Source organism: Nocardiopsis sp. NPDC007018 (assembly GCF_040635075.1).
GTDB lineage: Bacteria > Actinomycetota > Actinomycetes > Streptosporangiales > Streptosporangiaceae > Nocardiopsis.
This window is the reverse complement of the sequence record NZ_JBEYHA010000004.1, coordinates 18,878-43,567: the sequence shown is the minus strand read 5'-3', so window position 1 is coordinate 43,567 and position 24,690 is coordinate 18,878. Positions and strand designations below refer to the sequence as shown.

Sequence of the window (24,690 nt, the reverse complement as noted above, 5' to 3'; positions counted from 1 at the left end):
GCTCAGGGGGGAGCGGCCCCGCGAAGGCCCCGGATGCCTCGGAGGACACTGGGCGACGGGCGGAGCGGAGCGCCTTCGTTTCAGGCCCTACGTACCGTCGTCACCTCCGGTACCGCTCATGTCCCCTTCGCCACCGGTACCGCTCGTGCCCCCGGTGCCGTCGGTACCGCCCGAGCCTTCCGTACCGCTCGTCGCGCCGGTGTCCCCCGTTCCACCCGTCTCGCCCGTACCACTTGTCTCTCCCGCCCCTTCAGTACCACTCGTCTCCCCGGTGCTACCCGTACCGCTGGTCCCACCCACACCGTCCGAACCGTCGGTCTCACCCGCGCCGTCGGTGCCCCCCATGTCACCCGTCGCGCCGGTTCCGTCCGTCTCACCGGCGCCGCCCTCGGTACCGCCCGTCCCTCCGGTGCCGCCACCGTCGTCGTCCTCGTCACCCCCGCCGCCCGGTCCGTCCCCGGCGTCGTCGCCGCCCCGCTGCTCCGGCGGCTCGGTCTTCGGGTCGCCAAAGGACTTCGGCGACCTCGCGAACGCGTCCTCGGGCAGGTGCGCGGTGGCGCCCCGCATACTCTCCTGCCAGATCGGCCCGGGCAGCGTGCCGCCGTAGACGATCCCGTAGTGGCGCCCGCCGATCGTCACGTTCTGGAGCGGGTTCTGCTCACCGCCCCGCACGTCGCCCACGACCACGGCGGAGGCGAGGTTCGGGGTGTACCCGGCGAACCAGGCGTAGGCGGCGCCGTCCGTCGTGCCGGTCTTGCCCGCCGCCGGCCGCCCCAGGTCCAGGCCGTTCGCGGTCCCCCCGTCGAAGGTTTGCTGGAGGAGGTGGTTGACCCCGTCGGCGGCGTCCCGCTCGACCCTGCGATCACACTCCGACGCGGTCTTGAGCTCCTCGTCGGTCCCGTCGACGGCCACCGAACGCACCGGCCGGGGCTCGCAGTACACACCCCGCGCGGCGAAGGTCGCGTAGGAGGCGGCCACGTTCAACGGCGACACCTCCTGGTCCCCGAGGGTGAAGGAGTTCCACACCCCGAGATCGCCGCCGTCCGCGCGGTGCACTCCGGCCCGCTCCGCCATCTCCGAGGTCTCACACAGCCCCACCCGCTTCTGGAGCTGGGCGAAGTAGGTGTTCACCGACCCCTTGGTCGCGCTGATCATGTTGTGGTCGCCGTCGTCGCTCTCCCCCGCGTTGCGCACGCTCCACGCGGCCTTGTCGTCCCCGTCGCAGTCGCTCATCCCGCTGACGGACATGTTCCTCGGCGAGGAGAAGCTGGTGCCGTACCCCATCCCCTTCTCCAGGGCCGCGGCCAGCGTGTACGTCTTGAAGGTGGACCCGGCCTGGTAGCCGGAGGTCCCGCCGTCCGCCTGGTCCACCGCGAGGTTGAGTGACGTGGTCCCGACCGCCTCGTCGTCGAGTCCGTACCGCAGGTTCTGCACGAGGCCGCGCACGCGCCCGGAACCCGGCTCGACCATGGCCTGGGCGGCGAACTTGGTGGAGTCCTCGCTCGGCACCCGCGCGTCGACGGCCTCCTGCGCGGCGTCCTGCGCGGCGGTGTCGAGCGTGGTCCGCACGGTCAGACCGCCCTGGACGATCCGCTGTTCGCGTTCCTCGGCGGTGTCCCCGATCAGTTCCGAACCGCGCAGCCAGCGCATCGTGTAGTCGCAGAAGAAGGGGTAGTCGCTCTCCGCGCAGCTGCCCCCGCGCGGGGTGGGGTCGATGCCCAGGTCCTTCGCCTTGTGGGCCTCGGCCTCCCGCGCGTCGAGCGCGTCGGTGTCGACCATGCGGTCGAGCACGAGGTCGCGGCGTTCCCGGGCGTCCTCGGGGTTGTTGAGCGGGTCGTAGAAGGAGGGGGCGCGCACCAGCCCGGCCAGCGTGGCCGACTGTCCGGGGTCGAGGTCGGCCGCGGGGACGCTGAAGTACCGCTGTGCGGCGACCTCGATGCCGTGCGCGCCCGCGCCGAAGTAGGACAGGTTGAGGTACCCCTCCAGGATCTCGTCCTTGGTGAGGCGGTCCTCGACGTCGATGGCGTAGCGCAGTTCCGAGAGTTTGCGGGTCAGGGTGCGCGCGCTGGCGCCGTCCACCTCGTCCTCGGTGTCCGCGGTCTCGATGAGGAGGTTCTTCACGTACTGCTGGGTGAGGGTCGATCCGCCCTGCATGTCGCCCTGGGCGGTGCGTGTGGCCGCGCGGAGGACACCGCGCAGGTCGAGGCCCTGGTGTTCGTAGAAACGGTCGTCCTCCACGGCGATGAGGGCCGCGCCGACCCACGGGCTGATCTGGTCGAGGCCGACCACCCGGCGTTCGCGTTCGGCGACCTCCGCGAAGGGGGTGCCGTCGTCGGCGGTGAGCAGTACCTGGGAGGACAGACTGGGGACCTCCAGGTCTCCGGGCAGGGACATGAAACCGGCCGCGGCGTCCCGGGCGACCAGCCCGACGCCGCCCACCCAGGGCATGACCAGGGCCGCGGACAGGACCCCCGCGATGATCCCGAGCCCGGACAGCCTGAGCAGCGCCTCCCGCCGGTCCCTCGGCTGGTCGTGCTTGAGGAACCCCCGGAACGCCTCCAGGAACGCGTCTCCCCGGTTCGACTCCGCCACGTCGCCCCCCTCCGGCCGTGTGCTGCCCGTGCGTCACACGGCACGAACTCTGCGTGGCCCAGACTCTCAGCCGTCGCGCAAAGGGAAGTCCGCCAAAGCAGGAGAGTTAGCGAAAAACTTCTCAAATGCATGGCAAAGCTGACAGATGCCTCATTGTTCACAAACCATGACAGGGGATCACGACACCCGGACGACCGGAACACCGCCCCACGACTGGTCGGCGCATTCCAACATCCCTACCCGGGCCGAACACACCTCCAACATGAGCCCCGAATGCTACGAATTTTCGTGATGGGGAATACGAAAACAACCACAGAGACGCCGGAATCGCTTGCCATATTTTGTCCGCAATGCCGATACCCACGAGGGGAAACGCGGCAATTACCGGACCTTGCCCCCGGCGCGAGATGTGACGAGGATCACTGTTGGCCTGCGGCCCTGGCACTCAGACAAACCCCACGTGAGGACGGACGATGGACAGCGGCGGGCACCCAAGCCGCAATCCGGACAGTTCTCGATCCGGACCTTCGTTGATCCCGCCATTCCTTGAAACACACTCCTGCTTTCCTCTTTCCCGGCGCGGGCCCTTTCCGCGCTGTGCCACAACGCCCGAACCACGACAATTACGGTGTAGCCAGTGATCGGACGCCTGCCCATCCTCGACATCACTCCCGACAACGACCTCGGCCCGGTGAAAGCCGTTCCCGGAGAACGCTTCACCGTGGGAGCCACCGTGATCCGAGAGGGACACGACTCCCTCGCGGCCGGTGTCGTCGTCCACTCGCCCCGGGGCCGCCGCGAGGCGCTGGTCCCCATGCGGGAACGCGCCCCGGGAACCGACCGGTACGAGGCGCAGATCAGCCTCCCCGGCGAGGGCGACTGGTCGTTCTCGGTGGAGTCGTGGACCGACCCCTTCACCACATGGCTGCACGTCGCGCGCGTGAAGCTCCCCCTGGACACCGACACCGCCCTGGTCCTGGAGGAGGGCGCGCTCCTCCTCGCTCGGGCCGCGCGCCGCACCCCCCGTACACCCGCGCTGAACGCTGCCGCCAAGGTGCTGCGCGACACCTCCCTCCCTCCGATGGAACGCTTCGGGACGGCCGTCACCGACGAGGTCGTCGAGGAGATGGAACGCCGCCCCCTGCGCGAACTCGTCACCCGGTCCCCGCGCACCAGGGTGGTCGTCCACCGCGAGCGCGCGCTCTTCGGCTCCTGGTACGAGTTCTTCCCCCGCTCCGAGGGCGCGCAGGTCGACACCGCCCCCGGCCAGGAGGCCTCCGGCACGCTGGCCACCGCGGCCAAGCGGCTGCCCGCCATCGCCGACATGGGCTTCGACGTCGTCTACCTCCCGCCGATCCACCCGGTCGGGCACGCACACCGCAAGGGGCGCAACAACACCCTCCAGGCCGGGCCGGGCGACCCCGGCTCCGTGTGGGCGATCGGCTCCGCCGACGGCGGCCACGACGCCGTCCACCCCGACCTGGGCACCCTCGCCGACTTCGACGCCTTCGTCGCCGAGGCCGACGAGCACGGCCTGGAGATCGCCCTCGACCTCGCCCTCCAGTGCTCCCCCGACCACCCCTGGGTGACCGAGCACCCCGAGTGGTTCAGCACGCGCGCGGACGGGTCCATCGCCTACGCCGAGAACCCTCCCAAGAAGTACCAGGACATCTACCCGCTCTGCTTCGACCACGACTTCGAGGGCCTCTACAAGGAGTGCCTCCGGGTGGTCCGGCACTGGATCGGCCACGGCGTGCGGATCTTCCGTGTCGACAACCCGCACACCAAACCCGTCGCCTTCTGGGAGCGGCTGCTCGGCGACGTCGCCAAGAGCGACCCGGACGTGCTCTTCCTCGCCGAGGCGTTCACCCGCCCGGCCATGATGCGCACCCTCGCCAAGGTCGGCTTCCACCAGTCGTACACCTACTTCACCTGGCGCAACGGCAAGGACGAGCTCACCGAGTACCTGACCGAACTCAGCCAGGAGACCGCGCACTACCTGCGGCCCAACCTCTTCACCAACACCCCGGACATCCTCAACGCCTACCTCCAGGAGGGCGGCCGCCCCGCCTTCGAGGCGCGCGCGGTACTCGCCGCGCTGCTCTCGCCCACCTGGGGCGTCTACTCGGGCTTCGAGCTGTGCGAGAACACCCCCGCCGCGCCCGGGAGCGAGGAGTACCTCGACTCCGAGAAGTTCCAGTACCGCCCCCGCGACTGGGCCGCCGCCGACGCCGCCGGAACCACCATCGCCCCGCTGCTCACCCGGTTGAACGAGCTGCGCCGCGCCCACCCCGCCCTGCGCGAACTGCGCAACCTGCGGTTCCACCACGTGGACCGGCCCGAACTGGTGTGTTTCTCCAAGCGCCGACCGGGTGGCCCCGGTGAGCCCGACGACGTCGTCATCGCCGTCGTCAACCTCGACCCGCACCACGCCCGCGAAGCCACGGTGCACCTGGACCCGCCGTCGATCGGCCGCACACGAGAGGAGGAGTTCAGGGTGACCGACGAACTGACCGGACGCGCCTACACCTGGCGGGCGGACAACTACGTCCGCCTCGACCCGGCGACCGGACCCGCGCACGTCTTCACCGTCCACGGCAGATGACGGCCCCAGACGGGCGGGGCCGCCACCCGGGCCGGGTGGCCTCCCCTCCCACGTGCGCAACGCGTGTTGATCCGACGTCGAACTTTCTTGGTGGGGAGCAGTAGATGAGCAACGACGAGCCCGGACCCGTCGTCCACGAGCACACCGAACACGGTCCGCTCGCCCCGGCCACCGGGGCCGCCACCGGCCCGCTCATGTCCACGGGCGGCGCCAGTGATCCCCACTGGTTCAAGCACGCCGTCTTCTACGAGGTGCTCGCGCGCGGGTTCTTCGACTCCAACGGCGACGGCACCGGCGACCTCACGGGCCTCGTACGGAAGCTGGACTACCTCCAGTGGCTGGGCATCGACTGCATGTGGCTGCTGCCCATGTACGAGTCGCCCCTGCGCGACGGCGGCTACGACATCTCCGACTACTTCAAGATCCTCCCCGAGTTCGGCACCACCGCCGACTTCGTGGAGCTCCTGGACGAGGCCCACCGCCGGGGCATCCGGGTCATCACCGACCTGGTCATGAACCACACCAGCGACCAGCACCCCTGGTTCAAGGCCTCCCGTGAGGACCCCGACGGCCCCTTCGGCGACTTCTACGTGTGGTCGGACACCGACGAGCCCTACGACGAGGCGCGCGTCATCTTCGTCGACACCGAGACCTCCAACTGGACCTACGACGAGGCGCGCGGCCAGTACTACTGGCACCGCTTCTTCTCCCACCAGCCGGACCTCAACTTCGAGAACCCGGCGGTTCAGGAGGCGATCCTGGAGGTGCTGCGCTACTGGTTGGACCTCGGCATCGACGGGTTCCGCCTGGACGCCGTGCCGTACCTGTACGAGCGCGAGGGCACCAACTGCGAGAACCTCAAGGAGACCCACGAGTTCCTCAAGCGGGTGCGCGCCGAGGTGGACCGCCTCTACCCGGACCGGGTGCTGCTGAGCGAGGCCAACCAGTGGCCGTCGGAGGTCGTCGACTACTTCGGGGACTTCGCGTCCGGCGGCGACGAGTGCCACATGAACTTCCACTTCCCGCTGATGCCGCGCATGTTCATGGCGGTGCGGCAGGAACAGCGGTTCCCGATCTCGGAGATCCTCGCCCAGACCCCGGAGATCCCCCGCAACTGCCAGTGGGCGATCTTCCTGCGCAACCACGACGAGCTGACCCTGGAGATGGTCACCGACGAGGAGCGCGACTACATGTACTCCGAGTACGCCAAGGAACCCCGCATGCGCGCGAACGTGGGGATCAGGCGGCGGCTCGCGCCCCTCCTGGACAACGACCGGAACCAGATCCAGCTCTTCACCGCGCTGTTGCTGTCCCTTCCCGGGTCGCCGGTCCTGTACTACGGCGACGAGATCGGGATGGGAGACAACATCTGGCTGGGCGACCGCGACGCGGTCCGCACCCCCATGCAGTGGAGCTCCGACCGCAACGCGGGCTTCTCCAAGGGTGACCCGGCCCGTCTGTACCTGCCCCTGATCATGGACCCGGTGTACGGGTACCAGGCGGTCAACGTGGAGTCCCAGCGCGAGAACCCGGGTTCGCTGCTGAACTGGACCCGCCGGATGATCCAGATCCGCAAGCGCCACCCGGTGTTCGGCACCGGCGCGTTCACCGAACTCGACGCCACCAACCCGAGCGTGCTGGCGTTCATCCGCGAGCACGGTGACGACCGCATGCTGTGCGTGAACAACCTGTCCCGCCACCCGCAGCCCGTGGAGCTCGACCTGTCCCGTTACGCGGGGGTCAGCCCGGTCGAGTGCGTGGGCGGGACGGCGTTCCCCGAGATCGGCGAACTGCCGTACCTGCTGACCCTGCCCGGGCACGGCTTCTACTGGTTCCAGCTCCCGGCCGCCGCGCGCACCGGCGCGCCCGAGGCGGACGACCACGGAGGCGCCCCCACCTACGGGCTGCCCTCGGCGGGGGTCCGTGCCCGGGACGCCCTCGACGCCGGCCGGCGTTCCGTGCCCGGCCCGGCGTCCGGTGCCCGGCAGGGGGACGGCGGCGGGAAGGGAGACGGGCGGTACTGAGATGTCACAGCTAGAAGAACTCCTGGCGGTCTGGCTCCCCCGGCAGCGGTGGTTCTCCGGCAAGGGGATACCGCTCCAGCAGGTGCGGGTCGAGAGCCGGTACACCCTGGTCTCGGCCGGCCCGGGCGGACCCGACCTGAACGTCCTCGTCGTCCAGGCGGGGCAGCGCGGCCTCAGCTCCCGTTACCAGGTGCTGCTCGGTTCCCGCCCGCCCCGGTCCCTGCCACCCGACCTGGCGCGTGCGGCGATCGGCGTGTGCCAGGTCTCGGGCAGCCGCCCCAGGGTGGTGTACGACGCCGCCCACGACCCTCAGCTGACGGCCCTGCTGCTGGAGAGGTTCGCCTCCGGCGGTGACGCCGAACGGCGCGGCAGGGTGCGGTTCCGCACCCTGCCGGGGACCACCGTGGACGCCGTCGGTCCGGGGCGCCTGCTCACGGGCGAGCAGTCGAACACCTCGCTCGTGTACGGCCGGGAGTACGTCCTCAAGACCTTCCGCAGGCTCTGGCCGGGGCACAACCCCGACCTGGAGCTCAACGTGGCGCTGTCGGGCTCTCCGTTCGTGGCGCGGCCCTGCGGGTGGATCGAGGCGGACCTGTCCGGACACTCGACCCCGACCACGCTCGCCCTGCTCCAGACGTTCGTCCCGGACGCCACTGACGGGTGGGTGATGGCCACGGCCGACGTCCGCACCCTGCTGGACGGGGTGGAGGCCGACTTCAGCGAGGAGGCCGCCCGGCTGGGGCGGACCACCGCCGAGGTGCACAGCTCCCTGGCCCGGGCGCTGCCCACCGACGTGCTGTCGGCGAGCGCCGCGAGCGAGCTCGCCGACGCCATGGTGGAACGCCTGGCCATGGCCAGCGCCGAGGTCCCCGAACTGGCCGAGCACGCCCCACGGGTGATGGAGGCCTACGCCGACTTCGCCCGGCTGGACGAGCCCCTGCCGATTCAGCGCATCCACGGCGACTACCACCTGGGGCAGGTCATACGGCCCGCCTCCGGGTGGGTGCTGTTGGACTTCGAGGGCGAACCGACCGTTCCGGTGCGCGAGCGCCAGCGGCTGTCCAGTCCGCTGCGGGACGTGGCCGGGATGCTGCGCTCCTTCGACTACGCGGCCGGGTACCTGCTGGTCGACCGGGACGACGATCCCGGGCTCGCGTGGGCCGCCCGGGACTGGGCCCGGCGCAACCGGGAGGCCTTCTGCCGGGGCTACGCCGAGGGGGGCGGAGCCGATCCCGACAAGCACCTGACGGTCCTGCGGGCCTTCGAGTTCGACAAGGCCGTCTACGAGGTCCTCTACGAGGCCCGTAACCGGCCCCACTGGCTCCGGGTTCCGTTGGAGTCCATCGCCACCGCCGCCGGAGCGCCCCGCGTTCCCGGCTGACCACCGGGGCGGCCGCCGTTCACCCGCGGCGGCCGCCCCGTCCCCTTCCCGCCGTCCCTCGGTCACGACCTCACGCCATCCGACCACGACGAGTCACCACGGAGTCGCATTGTCACCGCGTACGACCAGGAAGTCCTCGACACCCGACGATCAGCCGCCGAAGGCGCCGAGGAAGGCCGCCACCAAGGGATCGCAGGCGAAGGGCACGGAGTCGAGGAGCACGCAGGCCAAGGCACCCGCCGCGAAGAGGGCGGCCCCGAAGGCGGGCACGGCGAAGACGGCAGCGGCCAAGGAGGCCGCGCCGAAGCGGGTCGCGGCGAAGGAGAAGCACCCGAAGGGAGCCGCCGCCGGCGGTACCGCGAAGAGGGCGGGAGGCACCCCGCCGAAACCGACCGCCAAGCGCACGCGCGCCACCGCCGGGATCTCCGCCGAACTGGTCGCCGACATCGACCGGATCGTGGACGGCTGGCACCACGATCCCCACTCCGTCCTCGGTCTGCACGGCCGCGACCTGCGGGTCCTGCGCCCGGGCGCCGTCGGGGTGGACGCCGTCCTGCCCGACGACACGCGGGTCGCGCTGACCCACCGCCACCGTGGCGTCTTCACCGCCAAGCTCCCCGCCCGCACCGCCGACTACCGGATCGCGGTGCGCTACGAGGAGGACGGCCCGGAACGGGTCGAGGCCGACCCCTACCGTGCGGCGCCCACCCTGGGGGAACTCGACCTCCACCTCATCGGTGAGGGCCGCCACGAGGAGCTGTGGCGGGCGCTGGGCGCGCACACCACCACCGTCGACGGGCCCATGGGCGAGGTCGCGGGCACCGGCTTCGCCGTCTGGGCTCCGGACGCGCGCGGCGTGCGGGTGATCGGCGACTTCAACTACTGGAGCGGGACCGCGCACCCCATGCGCAGCCTGGGCGCCACCGGCGTGTGGGAGCTGTTCGTGCCCGGCCTGGGCGACGGCGACCTCTACAAGTTCCAGGTCCTGGGCGCCGACGGGCACTGGCGGGACAAGGCCGACCCCATGGCGCGGCGCACCCAGGTGCCCCCGGCGACGGCGTCGGTGGTCACCACCTCCGAGCACGTGTGGACCGACGAACAGTGGATGGCCGAGCGCAAGGGCGTGGAACCGCACCGCGCCCCGATGAGCGTGTACGAGGTGCACCTCGGCTCCTGGCGACCCGGCCTCGACTACCGGGAGCTGGCCGAGCAGCTGGTGGCCTACGTCGTCGACCTCGGATTCACCCACGTCGAGTTCCTGCCGGTGGCGGGCCACCCGTTCGACGGGTCGTGGGGATACCAGGTCACGTCGTACTACGCCCCGACTCCGCGCTTCGGTTCCCCGGACGAGTTCCGCCACCTGGTGGACTCCCTGCACCGGGCCGGGATCGGGGTGTTCCTGGACTGGGTGCCGGCCCACTTCCCCAAGGACGAGTGGGCGCTGGCGCGCTTCGACGGGACGGCCCTGTACGAGCACCCGGACCCCCGGCGAGGCGAACACCCCGACTGGGGGACGCTGATCTTCAACTACGGACGCACCGAGGTGCGCAACTTCCTCGTGGCCAACGCCCTGTACTGGCTGGAGGAGTTCCACATCGACGGCCTGAGGGTGGACGCCGTCGCGTCGATGATCTACCTGGACTACTCGCGGGACTCCGGGCAGTGGGAGCCGAACGCGTTCGGCGGTCGGGAGAACCTGGAGGCCGTCGACTTCCTCAAGGAGCTCAACAGCACGGTCTACCGGCGCAACCCGAACGTCGCGATGATCGCGGAGGAGTCCACCGCCTACACGGGCGTGACCCGGCCGGTCGACCAGGGCGGCCTCGGCTTCGGGATGAAGTGGAACATGGGCTGGATGCACGACTCCCTGGAGTACGTGAAGAAGGAACCGGTCCACCGCGAGTACCACCACGACGACATCACCTTCTCGATGGTCTACGCGTACAGCGAGAACTACGTGCTGCCGCTGTCGCACGACGAGGTGGTACACGGCAAGCAGTCGCTGTTGAACAAGGCTCCCGGTGACGAGTGGCAGCGCGCGGCGACCCTGCGGGCGCTGCTGTCGTTCATGTGGTCGCACCCGGGGAAGCAGTTGCTGTTCATGGGCGGGGAGATCGCCCAGGGGGACGAGTGGTCGCACGAGCAGGGGGTGCCGTGGTGGCTGCTCCAGTTCGAGCACCACGCGGGGGCGCAAAGGCTGGTACGAGCCCTGAACCACGCCTACCGGCCGCGCCCGGCGCTGTGGTCGCTGGACACCGATCCGGCGGGGTTCCGCTGGCTGGACGGGGGCGACCGGCAGGGCAACACGCTCAGCTACCTGCGCCACGGCGAGGACGGATCGGTACTGGCCTGCGCGGTGAACTTCTCCCCCGTCCCCCGTCCGAACTGGCGCGTGGGGCTGCCCTCCGAGGGCCGGTGGACGTCGGTGCTCAACTCCGACGACGCGCGCTTCGGGGGCTCCGGCCACCCGGCACCGGCCTCCGTGGAGGCCTCCGCCCAGGAGTGGCACGGTCAGCCGTTCTCCGCCGAGATCACCCTGCCCCCGCTGGGGGCGGTCTGGTTCGAGCCCGAGCGCTGACCCCTCCGTAGGGGAGGCGGGAACGTGCCCCGGGGCGCCGTCCACAGGCGGCGGCCCGGGGCTTTCGCGCGCCCGGGGGTTCGGGGTCTACTGGAACCGCGGGCCCTCCCCCGGCCCGCGTGTCACACAGAACCCGTCACCCCACCACCGGCCACTCCGTACGACCCCCGCGGGCGCCACCGGCCAGAGCGACGCTTCCCCGGGGCAGCCACGTGGTCTCCTTCCCCCCGCACCCGTGTCCCCGACACGGGTCCCACCCGTTGGGAGCCCCCCATGTCCGACACAAGTCCGGGTTTCGTCAGGGTCCTGGGCAGGACCGACGTCCTAGCCCTGGCCTTCGGCGCGATGATCGGCTTCGGCTGGATCGTCCTCACCGGCGACTTCGTCGACGCCGCGGGCAGCGGCGGCGCCGCCCTGGCCTTCGTCATCGGCGGCGTGGTGATGGCCTTCGTCGGCCTCACCTACGCCGAACTGGTCTCCGCCATGCCGCACGCGGGCGGAGAACACCACTACGCCATGCGCGCCATCGGCCCCAAGGGCGCCTTCGTGGCCTCCTGGGCGATGGTCCTGGGATACGTCTCGGTGGTCGCCTTCGAGGCGGTCGCCGTCCCGCAGACGCTCGTCTACCTGTTCCCGGACATCGAGGCCGGGTACCTGTGGACGATCGCCGGGTACGACGTGCACGCCAGCCTCGTCGCCATCGGGGTGCTGAGCGCCGTGGCCATGACGGCCCTCAACTACGTCGGGATCAGACCGGCCAGCGTCTTCCAGGGCGTCACCGTCCTGTTCCTGCTCGCGGCGGGCGCGGCGATGCTCACCGGCGCCTTCGTGGGCGGCTCCACCGCGAACATGGAACCCCTCTTCACCGGCGGGGTGTCCGGGATGTTCGTGGTGCTGGTCGCCGTCCCGTTCCTGTTCGTGGGCTTCGACGTCATCCCCCAGTCCGCCTCGGAGATCAGGCTGCCCCACCGCCTGGTGGGCTCGCTCCTGGTGGTCTCGGTCTTCTGCGCGACCGCCTGGTACGTGATGGTGATGCTGACCGCCGGCGCCGGGATGCCCGCCGCCGACCTCCTGGGCTCCGAGCTCGCCTCGGCCGACGCGATGGCCGCCATGTGGAACAGCGCCGCCATGGGCAACCTCCTGGTCCTGGGCGGCGTGGCCGGGCTGCTCACCAGCTGGAACGCCTTCCTCATCGGCGGCAGCCGCCTCATCTACGCCATGGCCCGGTCGCGGATGCTCCCCTCCTGGTTCGGGGAGCTGCACCCGCGCTTTCGCACCCCCGCCAACGCGGTGCTGTTCATCGGGGCGCTCTCGGTCCTGGCCCCGCTCTTCGGCCGCCCGATGCTCGTGTGGCTGGTCAACGCCGGCGGTCTGAACATCGTCATCGCCTACCTGACGGTGGTCGTGTGCTTCCTGGTGCTGCGCCGTCGCGAACCGGAGATGGAGCGCCCGTTCCGGGTCCGTGCGGGGACCCCCGTGGGCGTCACCGCCTTCGTGCTGGCCTTCGGCCTCTTCCTGCTCTACCTGCCCGGCATGCCCGCCGCCCTGGGCTGGCCCCACGAGTGGGTCATGGTCCTGGCCTGGTGGATCGGCGGCGCCGTCCTCATGTGGCGGCTTCCCCGAGTCACTCCGGGCCCGGACGCCGAGGAACGCCTCATCGAGATCATGGACGCCCGGGACGGAAGGAGATCCCCCGCCCTCTGAACCGCCCGGCCCGGGACCTTCCCGCGCCCTCCGGCCCCGTCGACGCGGACCGGAGGGGCGGCGTGCGTCGGGGTCAGTTCACCCAGCCGTGCCAGGAGGCCAGGCGCCGGACCGCCTCGTCCAACACCTCGTCCTTCTTGCAGAAGGCGAAGCGCAGCAGGTGCCGCCCCTCGTCCTGCCGGTCGTAGAACACCTTGGCGGGGACCGCCGCCACCCCCGCCTGACGGGGCAGCGCCCGGGCGACGTCCACGCCGTCCGTGTACCCCAGCGGGCGGATGTCCGTCATCAGAAAGTAGGTACCCTCGCAGACGTTCACCTCGAACCCGGCCCGGGTCAGGCCCTCGGCGAGCCGGTCCCGCTTGCCCTGGAGCGCGAGCCGCTGCCGTTCGATCCACTCCCCCTCGTGGTCGAGGGCATCGGCGATGGCCAGCTGGAGCGCGCCGTTGGCGGAGAAGGTGAGGAACTGGTTGACCGTGCGCACGGCGCGGACGAGCGGTTCGGGGCCGGTGACCCAGCCGGTCTTCCACGCGGTGACGGCGAACGTCTTGCCCACCGAGGAGATGGACAGGGTCCGCTCACGCATGCCCGGCAGCGTGGCCAGCGGCACGTGACGGCGGTCGTCGAAGGTGAGGAACTCGTACACCTCGTCGGTGACCGCGATGAGGTCGTGCTCACGGCAGACCGCGGCGATCTCCTCCAGCTCGGCGGGGGTGAACACCGTGCCGGTGGGGTTGTGCGGGCTGTTGACCATGATCAGCCGGGTGCGCGGGGTCACCGCCGCGCGCAGCTCGGCGGGGTCGAAGGTGAAGCGTCCGCTCTCCGGTTCCCGGCGCAGCGTCACCGGGCGCCGCACCCCTCCGGCGAGGGAGATCGTCGCGGCGTAGGAGTCGTACATCGGCTCGAAGACGATCACCTCGTCACCGGCCTCCACCAGCGCCAGCATCGAGGCGGCGATCCCGGCCGTCGCGCCGACCGTCACGTACACCTCGGCCTCGGGGTCGAACTCCAGGCCGTAGTGACGGGCACGGTAGCGGCTCACGGCGTCGCGCAGCTCCGGGCGGCCCGGCCCCGGCGGGTACTGGTTCACCCCCGCCATGATGTTGCGGGAGGCGCCCTCCAGGAGGGAGCGCGGTCCGTCGGTGTCGGGGAATCCCTGCCCGAGGTTGACGGAGTCGGTCTCGACGGCCAGGCGCGTCATCTCGGCGAAGATGGTCTCACCGTACTGGCGCATGCGTTCGATCAGAGGTTCTTCCACCCGTCGAGCGTATCCACCCCGTTCCTCCGCGGCACCCTTGGGCACGGCGAAGGCCCCCGACCTCGTCACACCCGGTTCGTCAGGGGGTGCCACGAGGTCGGGGGCCCGACCCGGCCGTCACGGCAGGAGGAGGCTCAGTACGATCCAGACCACGGGACCCGCGATGAGCAGCGAGTCGATGCGGTCCATGAGACCACCGTGGCCCGGCATGAAGCGGCCCATGTCCTTGACGCCGAGGTCACGCTTGAAGAGCGACTCGATGAGGTCGCCGACCGTGGCCGCCAGGACCACGGACAGGCCCAGCACCACGCCGACCCACCAGGGGCCGCCCAGCAGCAGGGTCACGCACAGCGCGCCCGCCACCGCGCAACCCACCACGGAGCCGCCGAAGCCCTCCCAGGTCTTGTTCGGGCTGATCACCGGAGCCATCTTGTGCCGCCCCAGCAGGATTCCGGCGAAGTACCCGCCGATGTCGCTGGAGATCGTCACGAGGATGAACACCACGAGCCGGTACTGGCCGTCCTCGGGGTGCGCGATGAGCAGCATCCACGTGGCCAGCAGGAACGGCAGGTACATCAGGACGAACAGGTTCGCCGACACGTCGGCGACGAACCCCTCTGCCCCGCCCCTCAACCTCCAGACCAGGCAGGAGACGGCCGTGAGGGCGGCGATGCCCGCCAACCAGTCCGCCCCGCCGAAGTAGGCTCCGGCCTGCATGGCCACGCCGCCCACCGCCAACGGGACCACGGCGAGGGTCGTGCCCTTGCCTCCGAAGGCCCGGTTGAGCTCGCGCAGCCCGATCAGCACCCCCAGCGAGGTGATGATGGTGAACAGCTGCGGCCAGGGGAAGATCGAGAAGAAGACGAGCGCGCCCAGGGCGCACCCGCTGGCGATGGCCACCGGGAGGTTGCGGCCGGTCCTGACCGGCTCACCTCCCGGCTTGTGCAGCACGAAGCGCTGCCCGGCGGCCGTGTCCGGGGAGGGGGTCTCCGCCCCGGACGGGGGAGTGTCGTCGGGTCTGTGCTCCGGCGAGTGGTCATCGCCTCCGGAGCCCTTGGAAGGTGTGGTCACCGGCTAAACCTCGAGAAGTTCCGCTTCCTTGTGCTTCAACAGCTCGTCGACGGAGGCGACGTACTTCTGGGAGAGCTCGTCGAGATCGGCCTGGGCGCGGTGCGCCTCGTCCTCACCGAGGTCACCGGCCTTGACGGCCTTCTCGAAGCTGTCCTTGGCGCGACGGCGCACGTTGCGGATCGAGACCTTGCTGTCCTCGGCCTTGGTGCGCGCGACCTTCACGTACTCCTTGCGGCGCTCCTCGGACAGGTCCGGGAACACCACGCGGATGACCTGGCCGTCGTCGGAGGGGTTGACGCCGAGGTCACTGTTGCGGATCGCGTTGATGATCTCGGTGCGCGAGTTGACGTCGAACGGCGAGATGACGACCATCCGCGGCTCCGGGACCGAGAAGGACGCCAGCTGGTTGATGGGCGTGCGGGCGCCGTAGTAGTCGACGGTGATCTTGTTGAAGGTGGCCGGGGTGGGCCGGCCGGTGCGGATCGTGGCGAAGTCCTCCTTCGCGACGACCACGGCCTTCTCCATCTTCTCCTCGGCCTCAAGGAGGGTTTCTTCGATCATTGTGGCGCTCCCGGGTTCTCGGCTGGGTGTTCGTGGCTTGGGGGTCGCGGGCCGACCGTCCGCCGTTAGGCGGGGACGGGGCCGACGATGGTGCCGATCTTCTCACCGCGGACGGCGCGCAGGATGTTGCCCTGGCTCATGAGGTCGAAGACCACGATGGGCAGCCCGTTGTCCATGCACAGGCTGACGGCAGTGGCGTCCATGACCTTGAGGCCGCGGGTGAGGACCTCGTTGTAGTTGAGCTTGTCGAACTTGACCGCGTCCGGGTTGCGCTGCGGGTCGGCGTCGTAGACCCCGTCGACCTGCGTGCCCTTGAGAACCGCCTGGGCGCCGATCTCCAGCGCGCGCTGGGCGGCGGTGGTGTCGGTGGAGAAGAACGGCGCTCCCAGACCGGCACCGAAGATGACCACGCGGCCCTTCTCCAGGTGGCGGATGGCGCGGCGCGGGATGTAGGCCTCGGCGACCTGGCTCATGTGGATCGCGGTCTGCACGCGGGTGTCCACGCCCAGGCGCTCCAGGAAGTCCTGGAGGGCGAGGCAGTTGATGACGGTGCCGAGCATCCCCATGTAGTCGGCGCGGCCGCGCTCGATGCCGCCCTCGGTGAGCTGGGCGCCGCGGAACATGTTGCCGCCGCCGACGACGACGGCGACCTGGATGCCCTCGGAGACCGCCTCGGCGATCGACTCGGCCACGTACTGGACGACGTCGGGTTCGATGCCGAGACCGCCCCCGCCCGCGAAAGCCTCCCCCGAGAGCTTGAGCATCACGCGTTTCCAACCGGAATCGTGCATGGCGGGTTCGGTGGTCATCGCTTCGTTCTCCGACACGGCCTGCGGCCTCCCTTGTTCTCCCCGAGTGGCACAGGGTCCCCCGAGTGCTCCTGCTGCGGGCGGTGGGGGCACGACGCCCCGCATCCGCCCATATCCACCAGAAGGTGCCGGGGAGAGACGTCTCCCCGGCACCTCCATCATGTCAAAACCCCAGGGTGTGTGCGGTGGGTGCCCTCACGGAACACGCCACCGGACCTCGTCCCTAGGCCTGGCCGACCTTGAAGCGAACGAAGCGCTTGACGGTCACACCGGCCTCGTCGACGACCTTCTGGACCGTCTTCTTGCTCTCCTTGACGAACGGCTGGCCGAGCAGCGTCACGTCCTTGAAGTAACCGTTGAGGCGGCCCTCCACGATCTTCGGGATCGCCTGCTCGGGCTTGCCCTCCTCGCGGGTGGTCTCCTCGGCGATGCGGCGCTCGTTGGCGACGACCTCGGCCGGGACCTCGTCCTTGCTGACGTACTGCGGAGCCAGCGCGGCGATCTGCTGGGCGAGGTCCTTGCCGACCTCTTCGTCCTTCTTGTCCAGCTCGACGAGGACGCCCATGCTCGGGGGCAGGTCCGGGTCGGACTTGTGCAGGTAGCTCGCGACGTAGGCACCGTCGAACTTGGCGATGCGGCGGAACTCGAGCTTCTCGCCGATGATCGCGCTCTTGCCCTCGATGTAGGCCTGGAGGCTCTTGCCCGGCTCGATCTCGGCGGCGGCGATGGCGGCGATGTCGTCGCCGTCCTGGGCGGCGACGAAGTCCGCGACCTGGTTGGCCAGCTCGATGAAACCGGCGTTCTTGGCGACGAAGTCGGTCTCGCAGTTGAGCTCGATGAGGGTGGCCTTACCCTCGCTCTCCTGCTTGAGGACGACCATGCCCTGGGCGGCGGTGCGGTCGGCGCGCTTGTCGACGGACTTGGCGCCCTTGATGCGCAGGGCCTCGACGGCCTTGTCGTAGTCGCCGTCGGCCTCGGTCAGGGCCTTCTTGCAGTCCATCATGCCGGCGCCGGTGGCGTCGCGCAGCTTCTTGACGTCCGCGGCGGTGAAGTTCGCCATGCCTGTTCTCGCGATTCCCTTGGAGTGAAGTCTGTACTGGAAGTGAAGCGCCCCGGGATGAGCACCGCACGGGCCGCCCCGCCCACGAGGGGCGGGGCGGCGCACGGGAAACGGTGTCCCCGGAAGGGACCGCTGACTACTCGGCGGTCTTGTCCTCGGCGGGGGCCTGCTCGGGGGCGTCCACCGGGGAGTCCTCGGAGGTGACCTCGGCCGGAGCCTCGGCGGCGACCTCGTCGGCCGGGGCCACGGTGGCGGTCTCGGCCGGGGCCTGCTCGGCGGCGGCCTCGGCGGCAGCCGTCTCGGACTTGCCCTCCAGGAGCTCGCGCTCCCACTCGGCCAGGGGCTCCTCGGCGGCCTTCTCCTCGGTCGCGCCGGAGGCACCGGAGCGGACCATGAGGCCGTCGGCGACGGCGTCGGCGACGACGCGGGTGAGGAGGCTGACGCTGCGGATGGCGTCGTCGTTACCCGGGATCGGGTAGTCGACCTCGTCCGGGTCGCAGTTGGTGTCGAGGATGGCGACGACCGGGATGTTCAGCTTGCGAGCCTCGCTGATCGCGATGTGCTCCTTCTTGGTGTCCACGATCCACACCGCGCTGGGGACGCGGGACATGTCGCGGATACCGCCGAGGGTGCGCTCGAGCTTGTCCTTCTCACGGCGAAGGTTCAGCAGCTCCTTCTTGGTGAGCGCGGAGCCGGCGACGTCGTCGAAGTCGATCTCCTCCAGCTCCTTGAGGCGCTGGAGCCGCTTGTGCACGGTGGAGAAGTTGGTGAGCATGCCGCCCAGCCAGCGCTGGTTGACGAAGGGCATGCCGACGCGGCGGGCCTGCTCGTCGATGGCCTCCTGCGCCTGCTTCTTGGTACCGACGAACAGGATGGTGCCGCCGTGGGCGACCGTCTGCTTGACGAACTCGTAGGCGCGGTCGATGTACGCCAGCGACTTCTGGAGGTCGATGATGTAGATGCCGTTGCGCTCGGTGAAGATGAAGCGCTTCATCTTGGGGTTCCAGCGACGGGTCTGGTGCCCGAAGTGGACGCCGCTCTCCAGGAGCTGGCGAATCGTCACGACTGTGGCCATGACCTGGTCCTCCTTGCGGTGGCGAAGGGGTGCTCCGCCGTCGGTTGATCCTGACGCCCCGGCCGTACCGCCACGCCGCCGAAGCGGTGTGGACCGTGGGTGCGGCCCCTCCCTGAGGAGGCGGGTGGGCGTGCGTATTGTGGTTGGTCCAGCGGACCACAGATGATTCTATCCTCCGCGCGGCACACCCCGGAACAGGTCCGTGCCCAGGCAGATCGCTCCGGGGGACGGCGCCCCGGGGCGGGCCCTCGGCGGCGGTTGTCCACAGGTCCGGTCCCTCCGGTGGCGGAACCGGGGCGCGGAGCGCACGCTGGGAACATGAGCCCTCGCCGTGTCTGGCACTTCCTGTTGTCGCTCTCGCTCCTGCTCCTGCCCGTCCTCGCGCACCGCACCGCGTACGCGGCCCAGGGCGGGGCGCCCTGGCGCTGGCCGGTGGACCCCCCGGCCGAGGTCCTGCGCGGTTTCGACCCGCCCGCGCGGCCCTGGCTACCCGGGCACCGGGGGGTGGACCTGGCCGCCGTACCGGGCCAGGACGTCCGGGCGGCGGGTCCGGGGCGGGTCCACTTCGCCGGCCGGGTCGCGGGTGTGGGGGTGGTGAGCGTCTCGCACGGGGACCTGCGCACCACCTACCTGCCCGTGGACGCCTCCGTCGCACGGGGCGACCCGGTGGGCGACGCCCCGCTGGGCAGGCTCTCGGACGAGCCCCGGCACTGCCCCGACCGGCACTGCCTGCACTGGGGCCTGCTCCGGGGCACCGAGTACCTCGACCCCCTGCACCTGTTGGGCCGGGGCCGGGTCCGCCTCCTGCCCCTGCGCGGTCTCCTCCCCCACGGGGCCCCGTCTGCCGAGGAGCGGGTCAGGCCCGGGGATGCGCCTGCTGGTAGGCGGTGCGCAGGCGCTCCACGGAGACGTGGGTGTAGATCTGCGTGCTGCGGGGGCTGGAGTGGCCGAGGAACTCCTGGACGCTGCGCAGGTCCGCGCCGCCGTTGAGCAGGTGGGTCGCGGCGCTGTGCCGCAACCCGTGCGGGGCGGAGTCCGCGCCGACGGCGCCCAGGTGGGCGTGGACGTCCTCGCGGGCCTGACGAACGCCCAGGCGACCGCCCCGGGCGCCCAGGAAGAGGGCCCGGGTCGGAGTCGGGGCGACCATCTCCGGCCGCCCCCGGGCGGTCCAGGCGTCCACGGCCTCCAGGGCGGGGGCGCCCACCGGGACCGTGCGCTCCTTGTCGCCCTTGCCCAGCACCCGCACGGTGTCGCGGGAGCGGTCGAGGTCGCTCAGGTCCAGGGCGCAGAGTTCGGCGACCCGGATACCGGTGGCGTAGAGGAGTTCCACCACCGCGTGACGGCGCAGCTCCGTGGGGGTCGTGGGGTCCGCGGCCTCCAGTGCGCGGGCCGCCTGGTCCTCGTCCAGGACGGTGGGCAGGGCCCGCCGCTGGCGGGGGGTGGCCAGACGGGGACCCGGGTCGGTGGCCAGGATTCCCTCGCGGTGCAGGTAGCGGGTGAGGGCGCGGACCGCCGCCACCCGTCTCGCGATGGTGGACCGGCTGGCCCCGGCGGCCCGTGCCCGGGCCAACCAGGCGCGGACCAGGGGGACGTCGAGGTCGGACGCGGTCCGACCGCGTGCGTCGAGATCGGCTAGGAGGGAGGTGAGATCGGCGAGGTAGCCGCGCACGGTGTGCGGGGAGCGGCCGAGTTCGCCGGACAGGTGCGCGGAGAAGCGCTCCAGGAGGACCTCGGCGCCGGGGCCGGCGCGTCCGGTGGCGGGGGCGGGCTCGTCACCCGGCCCGTACTCGTCGCCCGGCCCGGGTGCGGGCGTGGTCAAGCGCCCTCCCGGGGCAGGCTGGCGACGGCGTCGATCTCCACGAGGAAGCGCGGGTCCACCAGGCCGCTGACCTCCACCAGGCTGGCCGCAGGGAGGTGGTCCTCGGGCAGGGAGTCCAGGAGCGCGATGCGGAACTCGTCGAGGTCGGTGATGTGCCGGAGGTAGTAGGTCAGTTTGACCACGTGGGTGAGGTCGGCCCCGTGCCGGGCCAGAACGGCCTCCAGGTTGCGGAAGATCTGGCGGGTCTGCCCGCCCGCGTCGCCCGCGACGTCGCCGTCGGGGGCGACCGGGACCTGCCCGGAGACGAACAGGAGCGGTCCGTCCGCCACCAGGGCGTCGCTGTAGGTTCTGGCCATGGTCGAACCGTACCCCGGCCCGACCGCCGGTACCCCTGGTCGCGGGTCCCGCGGGCCACCGGTTCGGTCGCGGCTCTCGTAGCCGACCGGGCCCGTACGGTCCGCACCCGGGGACGCGGGGCCGGTCGCGGAGTCGGCCCCGTGCCCCCGTGGCGGGATCGTGTGGCTGGTCGGGTACGGCGGGCCCGTGGACGCCTCTCCCCCGTGGGCCGCTAGGCGGCGCTCGGTTCCCACTGGGTGTCGAGGTCCTCGGAGGTGATCCTGAGCAGCTGGCCGTCGGCCCGCAGGATCGCCTCGTGGAGCCGTCTGAGCGGCACGGTGGGCTCCACCCCCAGTTCGCTGGACAGCCGGAGCCGGGCCCCCCGGTAGATGCCCAGCGCCTCGGCCTGGCGCCCCGACCGGTACAACGCGAGCATCAGCAGGGCGAGCAGCCGCTCCCGGTACGGGTGCGCGGCGGCCAGTTCGGTCAGTTCGGGCACCATCCGGGCGTGGTGTCCCCGGTCCAGGTCGGTTTCGATGCGTTCCTGGTCCGTCAACAGCCTGAGTTCCTCCAGTCGCCGAATCTCGTTCGCGACCACCCCGCTGTTGGGAATGTCCGAATAGGGTCTTCCCCTCCACAGCGCCAAGGCGTGGCAGTACGTTTCCGAGGCCTGCCGGAGTTCTCTCCGACCGCGTGCCCGGCGGGCGTGAACAACGGTCGTCTCGAATCTTCGCGCGTCCACCTCGGCGCTACACAACTCCAGGCGGTAACCCGGCCCGTCGCGCACCAGGCGGCCACCGTCGTCCAACACTTTCCGCAGCCGGTGGACGTACACCTGCAAGGTACTGCGGGCCCCGTCCGGGGGCGTTCCCTCCCAGAGGGCATCAGCCAGTTCGTCCAGGGAGAGCCGGTGCCCTCCCTGGCTGAGCAGTACGGCCAACAGACGGCGCAACATGGGGGCCCTGAGCACGACCGGAACTCCGTCCCGATAAATGACCAGCGGCCCCAGAATCCCGAACTCAATCACGTCGCCTCCTGTTCGGGAAGTGCCGTACCCATCTCCGTGCGTCCGGAACGGGCCAGCTCTATCACTACTTTACGTGGCCAGTCATTGCCAGCGGTCACCTTCAGCACGTGATGAAAGTAGGTCGAAGGACCTGTTCGGCGCAACCAGGCAGTAATCGAGGTGTAAGTGCCCTCACTCATGCTGGGTCGTGCGTCGACCGAAGCCTGCCGGAAAGAGCGACATGAACGCTGACGGGCGGACCCCCGCCGCACCCCGCTCCCCGGAGCCGTCCCCCCTGTGGCTGCCCATGACCTCGATGTCCATGTTCGAGCGGGGCGGGACCACCCTCGTGGCGGGCGACGGTGTCCGGGTCCGCGACGAGGCCGGTAACAGCTACCTCTCCGCCACGTCCGGCCTGTGGAACGTGACCTGCGGTTGGAACCACCCCCGGATCGTGGACGCCGTCACCGAACAGCTGCGCCGTCTCTCCTACGGAACGCTGTTCCGTTACGGGCACGACACCGCCCGCGACCTCGCGGCGCGGCTGCTGGAGATCGCCCCCGGCGACTTCGGCCGCGTCTACTTCTCCTCCTCCGGCTCCTCCGCCAACGAGGCGGCCGTGAAGGTGCTGCGCCGGTACCGGAGCCTGATCGGGCAGCCCGAGCGCCGCCTGGTGGTCTCCTTCGACTCCCACTCCTGGCACGGAACCGGGATCGGTGCCATGGCCCTGACCGGTGAGGACCTCGACCAGGACGCCTACGGGGCGGACCGCCGCTGGAACCGGCTGCTCCCCTTCCCCGACCCCTTCGCCGCCGAACGCGGGCTGGGCCCGGACGAACGGACCTGTCTGAGGGCCCTGGCGGAGCTGGAGCACACCGAGGGCGAACGGGTCGCGGCGGTCATCGTGGAGCCGATCCTCTGTTCCGGCGGTGTACTCATGCCGCCCCCGGGCTTCCTGGAGGAGGTCGCCGCCGCCACCGCGCGCATGGGCGCCCACCTGATCGTGGACGAGGTGGCCACCGGGTTCGGGCGCACGGGGCTGATGTTCGCCAGCGAGCACACCGGCCTGCGCCCCGACGTGCTCACCCTGTCCAAGGGCATCAACAGCGGCTACCTGCCGCTGGCCGCCACGCTGTTCCCCGCAGAGGTGTACGAGGCCTACGAGGCCGCCGGGACCTACCTCACGCACGGGGAGACCCAGTCCGGCAACCCCGCCGCATGTGCCGCCGCTCTCGCCACGCTGGAGGTGATGGAGGAGGAGGCCCTGGTCAAGCGCTCGGCCTCGGCCGGGTCCCGGCTGCGCGGGCATCTCGACGCGCTGCTGGAACTGGACATCGTCGGCGAGGTGCGCGGCGAGGGCCTGGCGCTCGCCGTCGAACTGGTCCGGGACCCGGTGAGCCGGGCCCCGTTCTCCCCCATGGAGATGGCGATGATCAGCCACCTCTGCCAGCGCAACGGACTCCTGGTGCACCTGAGCCGCCGTTGCCTGCTCCTGTTCCCCCCGCTCGTCGTCACCGACGACGACGTCGACGAGATCGCGGCCCGGCTGACCGGGGCGCTGAAGGCGGTGAGGCCGCGATGACCGGCACGGACTCCGGGATCAACCCGCACTGGTGGGTCCCCACGAGGGTCGACTTCGGCGCGGGCCGCCTGCGCGACGTTCCGCTGGAGGTGGAACGGGCGGGTCGACCGGTGGCGGTGGTGGTCGACGAGCACGCCGAGGCCGTGGTGCCGGGCGTCGCGGAGGTGCTGCGACGGCTCGCCCCCGAGTTGGTCGTGCGCCGCGCGGCCTCCACCCCCACCCGGCGGGAAGCGGCCGAACTGGCCGACCGCCTGCGCGCGGCGGGGACGCGCTCGGTGTGCGCGATCGGCGGCGGCACGGTGATGGACCTGGCCAAGGCGGCGGCCGCCGCGGTGGTCCTGCCGGGCCTGCTCACCGGTTGGCGGCCCGGTGGCGGGTTCGTCATGCCGGAGCCGGTGACGCGGGGAGGTCTGCCCGTGGTGGCGGTACCGACCACGGCGGCGACCGGCAGCGAGGTCAACGCGAAGGCGAGCCTGGCGGAGGGCGCCGACCGCCGCTTCCTGGTCCACTGGTCCCTGTTCCCACGGGTCGCGGTGATCGACCCGGTGCTGCACACGTCGCTTCCGCAGGCCCTGACCGCCGAGGGCGCGCTGGAGACGGTGGCCCGGCTGCTGGTCCCGATGGTGTCGGACCCGCCCACGACGGCGCTGCCCGACGAGGTCGCGATCGGTCAGATCCGGGCGGTGGTCCCCGCGGCCGACCGGGCCCTCGCCGACGGCGACGACCTGGAGGCGCGCGGCACGGTGGCGCTGGCCGCCAGCGTCAGTACGTTCACACTGCACCAGATCGGCCGCCACCTGCACTCGTTCTGGGTCTGGTACCCGACCAACACCCTGACCGCGCGCGGCCTGCGCAAGGGACCGGCGCTCGGTGTGCTGCTGACCCGCTGGGCGCGGATGGTGGTCGACGGCGACAAGCTGGCCGGACACGCCGACCGGCTCGCGGAACTGGGCGGCCGGGCACTGGGGCTGACCGGGCCGTCACCGGCGGAGGTCGCGGACGCGTTGGAGGGCCTCCTACGACGCTGGGGCTTCCCCACCACGTTCGGGGAGCTGGACCTGGACGCCTCCGCCGAGGAGTTGACCGAGCAGACCTGGCGGGCGTGGTCGGTGCCGCTCGACCCGAGGACCCGGGACCAGGTGCGTTCCCTCTTCGAGGGCGCCTGACCGGCACCCGCGGCGTCATGACGAGGGGCCGTCCCCGACCGGATCACTCCCGGTCGGGGACGGCCC

The 24,690-nt window shown here is 71.0% G+C and carries 18 protein-coding genes and 1 pseudogene; 8 read left to right on the top strand and 11 right to left on the bottom strand.

Translation table 11 applies throughout. From position 1 onward, the window contains the following. Window positions 1-87: 87 nt before the first annotated feature. Window positions 88-2,562 carry a transglycosylase domain-containing protein gene (locus ABZ635_RS03075; RefSeq protein ID WP_357758370.1) on the bottom strand — a complete coding sequence of 825 codons (2,475 nt, stop codon included), beginning with the start codon at window positions 2,560-2,562 and terminating at the stop codon, window positions 88-90. A 667-nt stretch (window positions 2,563-3,229) separates the two neighbouring features. Between ABZ635_RS03075 and ABZ635_RS03070 the strand changes: the two genes are divergently transcribed. From ABZ635_RS03070 to ABZ635_RS03060, 3 genes are all read left to right on the top strand, one after another. Beyond that, window positions 3,230-5,197 carry an alpha-1,4-glucan--maltose-1-phosphate maltosyltransferase gene (locus ABZ635_RS03070; protein WP_357758012.1) on the top strand — a complete coding sequence of 656 codons (1,968 nt, stop codon included), beginning with the start codon at window positions 3,230-3,232 and terminating at the stop codon, window positions 5,195-5,197. A gap of 104 nt (window positions 5,198-5,301) precedes the next feature. Beyond that, window positions 5,302-7,221 carry a maltose alpha-D-glucosyltransferase gene (gene treS, locus ABZ635_RS03065; RefSeq protein ID WP_357758009.1) on the top strand — a complete coding sequence of 640 codons (1,920 nt, stop codon included), beginning with the start codon at window positions 5,302-5,304 and terminating at the stop codon, window positions 7,219-7,221. A gap of 1 nt (window position 7,222) precedes the next feature. Beyond that, entirely contained in the window at window positions 7,223-8,602 is a 1,380-nt protein-coding gene (locus ABZ635_RS03060; protein ID WP_357758006.1) for a phosphotransferase, read from the top strand. Window positions 8,603-8,752: 150 nt separating this feature from the next. Here the strand turns inward: ABZ635_RS03060 and ABZ635_RS03055 are convergent, their stop codons facing one another. Continuing rightward, a complete protein-coding gene (locus ABZ635_RS03055) occupies window positions 8,753-9,049 on the bottom strand; it encodes a hypothetical protein (RefSeq protein WP_357758003.1) in 297 nt (98 codons plus the stop codon). A 10-nt stretch (window positions 9,050-9,059) separates the two neighbouring features. Here ABZ635_RS03055 and glgB point away from each other — a divergent pair, with 10 nt between their 5' ends. Further along, complete coding sequence (gene glgB / locus ABZ635_RS03050; RefSeq protein ID WP_357758001.1) at window positions 9,060-11,180, top strand: 1,4-alpha-glucan branching protein GlgB; 2,121 nt, start codon at window positions 9,060-9,062, stop codon at window positions 11,178-11,180. A gap of 273 nt (window positions 11,181-11,453) precedes the next feature. Beyond that, window positions 11,454-12,884 carry an APC family permease gene (locus ABZ635_RS03045; protein ID WP_357757998.1) on the top strand — a complete coding sequence of 477 codons (1,431 nt, stop codon included), beginning with the start codon at window positions 11,454-11,456 and terminating at the stop codon, window positions 12,882-12,884. 73 nt (window positions 12,885-12,957) lie between these two features. Here the strand turns inward: ABZ635_RS03045 and ABZ635_RS03040 are convergent, their stop codons facing one another. The 6 genes from ABZ635_RS03040 to rpsB all read right to left on the bottom strand — a co-directional run bounded on the left by ABZ635_RS03040 (window position 12,958) and on the right by rpsB (window position 18,715). Continuing rightward, window positions 12,958-14,139: a pyridoxal phosphate-dependent aminotransferase gene (locus tag ABZ635_RS03040; protein WP_357757995.1), complete on the bottom strand. Its 1,182-nt coding sequence runs from the start codon at window positions 14,137-14,139 to the stop codon at window positions 12,958-12,960. A 117-nt stretch (window positions 14,140-14,256) separates the two neighbouring features. Beyond that, the gene (locus ABZ635_RS03035) at window positions 14,257-15,210 is read right to left on the bottom strand and encodes a phosphatidate cytidylyltransferase (protein ID WP_357757993.1); all 954 of its coding nucleotides are present in this window, start codon (window positions 15,208-15,210) and stop codon (window positions 14,257-14,259) included. A gap of 3 nt (window positions 15,211-15,213) precedes the next feature. Beyond that, on the bottom strand, window positions 15,214-15,771 hold the full coding sequence (gene frr / locus ABZ635_RS03030; RefSeq protein ID WP_357757989.1) for a ribosome recycling factor: 558 nt from the start codon (window positions 15,769-15,771) through the stop codon (window positions 15,214-15,216). A 65-nt stretch (window positions 15,772-15,836) separates the two neighbouring features. Next, window positions 15,837-16,580, bottom strand: coding sequence for a UMP kinase (gene pyrH / locus ABZ635_RS03025; protein WP_357758368.1), 744 nt, complete (start codon window positions 16,578-16,580; stop codon window positions 15,837-15,839). A 223-nt stretch (window positions 16,581-16,803) separates the two neighbouring features. Then, window positions 16,804-17,640: a translation elongation factor Ts gene (tsf, locus tag ABZ635_RS03020; RefSeq protein WP_357757986.1), complete on the bottom strand. Its 837-nt coding sequence runs from the start codon at window positions 17,638-17,640 to the stop codon at window positions 16,804-16,806. A 136-nt stretch (window positions 17,641-17,776) separates the two neighbouring features. Continuing rightward, window positions 17,777-18,715, bottom strand: a complete 939-nt coding sequence (rpsB, locus tag ABZ635_RS03015; protein ID WP_357757983.1) for a 30S ribosomal protein S2 — start codon at window positions 18,713-18,715, stop codon at window positions 17,777-17,779. A 162-nt stretch (window positions 18,716-18,877) separates the two neighbouring features. Between rpsB and ABZ635_RS03010 the strand changes: the two are divergent. Next, window positions 18,878-19,474 (top strand): annotated as a pseudogene (locus ABZ635_RS03010) (peptidoglycan DD-metalloendopeptidase family protein); the annotation flags it as partial. Window positions 19,475-19,571: 97 nt separating this feature from the next. Here ABZ635_RS03010 and ABZ635_RS03005 read toward each other — a convergent pair. From ABZ635_RS03005 to ABZ635_RS02995, 3 genes are all read right to left on the bottom strand, one after another. Continuing rightward, window positions 19,572-20,438, bottom strand: coding sequence for a tyrosine recombinase XerC (locus ABZ635_RS03005; protein ID WP_357758365.1), 867 nt, complete (start codon window positions 20,436-20,438; stop codon window positions 19,572-19,574). Between the two features lie 92 nt (window positions 20,439-20,530). Then, on the bottom strand, window positions 20,531-20,890 hold the full coding sequence (locus ABZ635_RS03000) for a RidA family protein (RefSeq protein WP_357757980.1): 360 nt from the start codon (window positions 20,888-20,890) through the stop codon (window positions 20,531-20,533). A gap of 212 nt (window positions 20,891-21,102) precedes the next feature. Beyond that, entirely contained in the window at window positions 21,103-21,897 is a 795-nt protein-coding gene (locus ABZ635_RS02995) for an AfsR/SARP family transcriptional regulator (RefSeq protein ID WP_357757977.1), read from the bottom strand. Window positions 21,898-22,117: 220 nt separating this feature from the next. On the opposite strand from ABZ635_RS02995, the gene ABZ635_RS02990 reads away from it, so the two are divergent. Then, window positions 22,118-23,458 carry an aminotransferase class III-fold pyridoxal phosphate-dependent enzyme gene (locus tag ABZ635_RS02990; RefSeq protein ID WP_357757974.1) on the top strand — a complete coding sequence of 447 codons (1,341 nt, stop codon included), beginning with the start codon at window positions 22,118-22,120 and terminating at the stop codon, window positions 23,456-23,458. Beyond that, window positions 23,455-24,624: an iron-containing alcohol dehydrogenase gene (locus tag ABZ635_RS02985; RefSeq protein WP_357757971.1), complete on the top strand. Its 1,170-nt coding sequence runs from the start codon at window positions 23,455-23,457 to the stop codon at window positions 24,622-24,624. Before ABZ635_RS02990 ends, ABZ635_RS02985 begins: the two co-directional genes overlap by 4 nt. Window positions 24,625-24,690 lie beyond the last annotated feature (66 nt).

Bases quoted from the DNA above. Each gene is read 5' to 3' on its own strand.
- ABZ635_RS03000 (WP_357757980.1), bottom strand. From the start codon at position 20,890: ATGGCCAGAACCTACAGCGACGCCCTGGTGGCGGACGGACCGCTCCTG.
- treS (WP_357758009.1), top strand. From the start codon at position 5,302: ATGAGCAACGACGAGCCCGGACCCGTCGTCCACGAGCACACCGAACAC.
- ABZ635_RS03060 (WP_357758006.1), top strand. From the start codon at position 7,223: ATGTCACAGCTAGAAGAACTCCTGGCGGTCTGGCTCCCCCGGCAGCGG.
- ABZ635_RS03055 (WP_357758003.1), bottom strand. From the start codon at position 9,049: ATGTCGGCGACCAGTTCGGCGGAGATCCCGGCGGTGGCGCGCGTGCGC.
- pyrH (WP_357758368.1), bottom strand. From the start codon at position 16,580: ATGACCACCGAACCCGCCATGCACGATTCCGGTTGGAAACGCGTGATG.
- ABZ635_RS02990 (WP_357757974.1), top strand. From the start codon at position 22,118: ATGAACGCTGACGGGCGGACCCCCGCCGCACCCCGCTCCCCGGAGCCG.
- ABZ635_RS02985 (WP_357757971.1), top strand. From the start codon at position 23,455: ATGACCGGCACGGACTCCGGGATCAACCCGCACTGGTGGGTCCCCACG.
- tsf (WP_357757986.1), bottom strand. From the start codon at position 17,640: ATGGCGAACTTCACCGCCGCGGACGTCAAGAAGCTGCGCGACGCCACC.
- rpsB (WP_357757983.1), bottom strand. From the start codon at position 18,715: ATGGCCACAGTCGTGACGATTCGCCAGCTCCTGGAGAGCGGCGTCCAC.
- frr (WP_357757989.1), bottom strand. From the start codon at position 15,771: ATGATCGAAGAAACCCTCCTTGAGGCCGAGGAGAAGATGGAGAAGGCC.
- ABZ635_RS03045 (WP_357757998.1), top strand. From the start codon at position 11,454: ATGTCCGACACAAGTCCGGGTTTCGTCAGGGTCCTGGGCAGGACCGAC.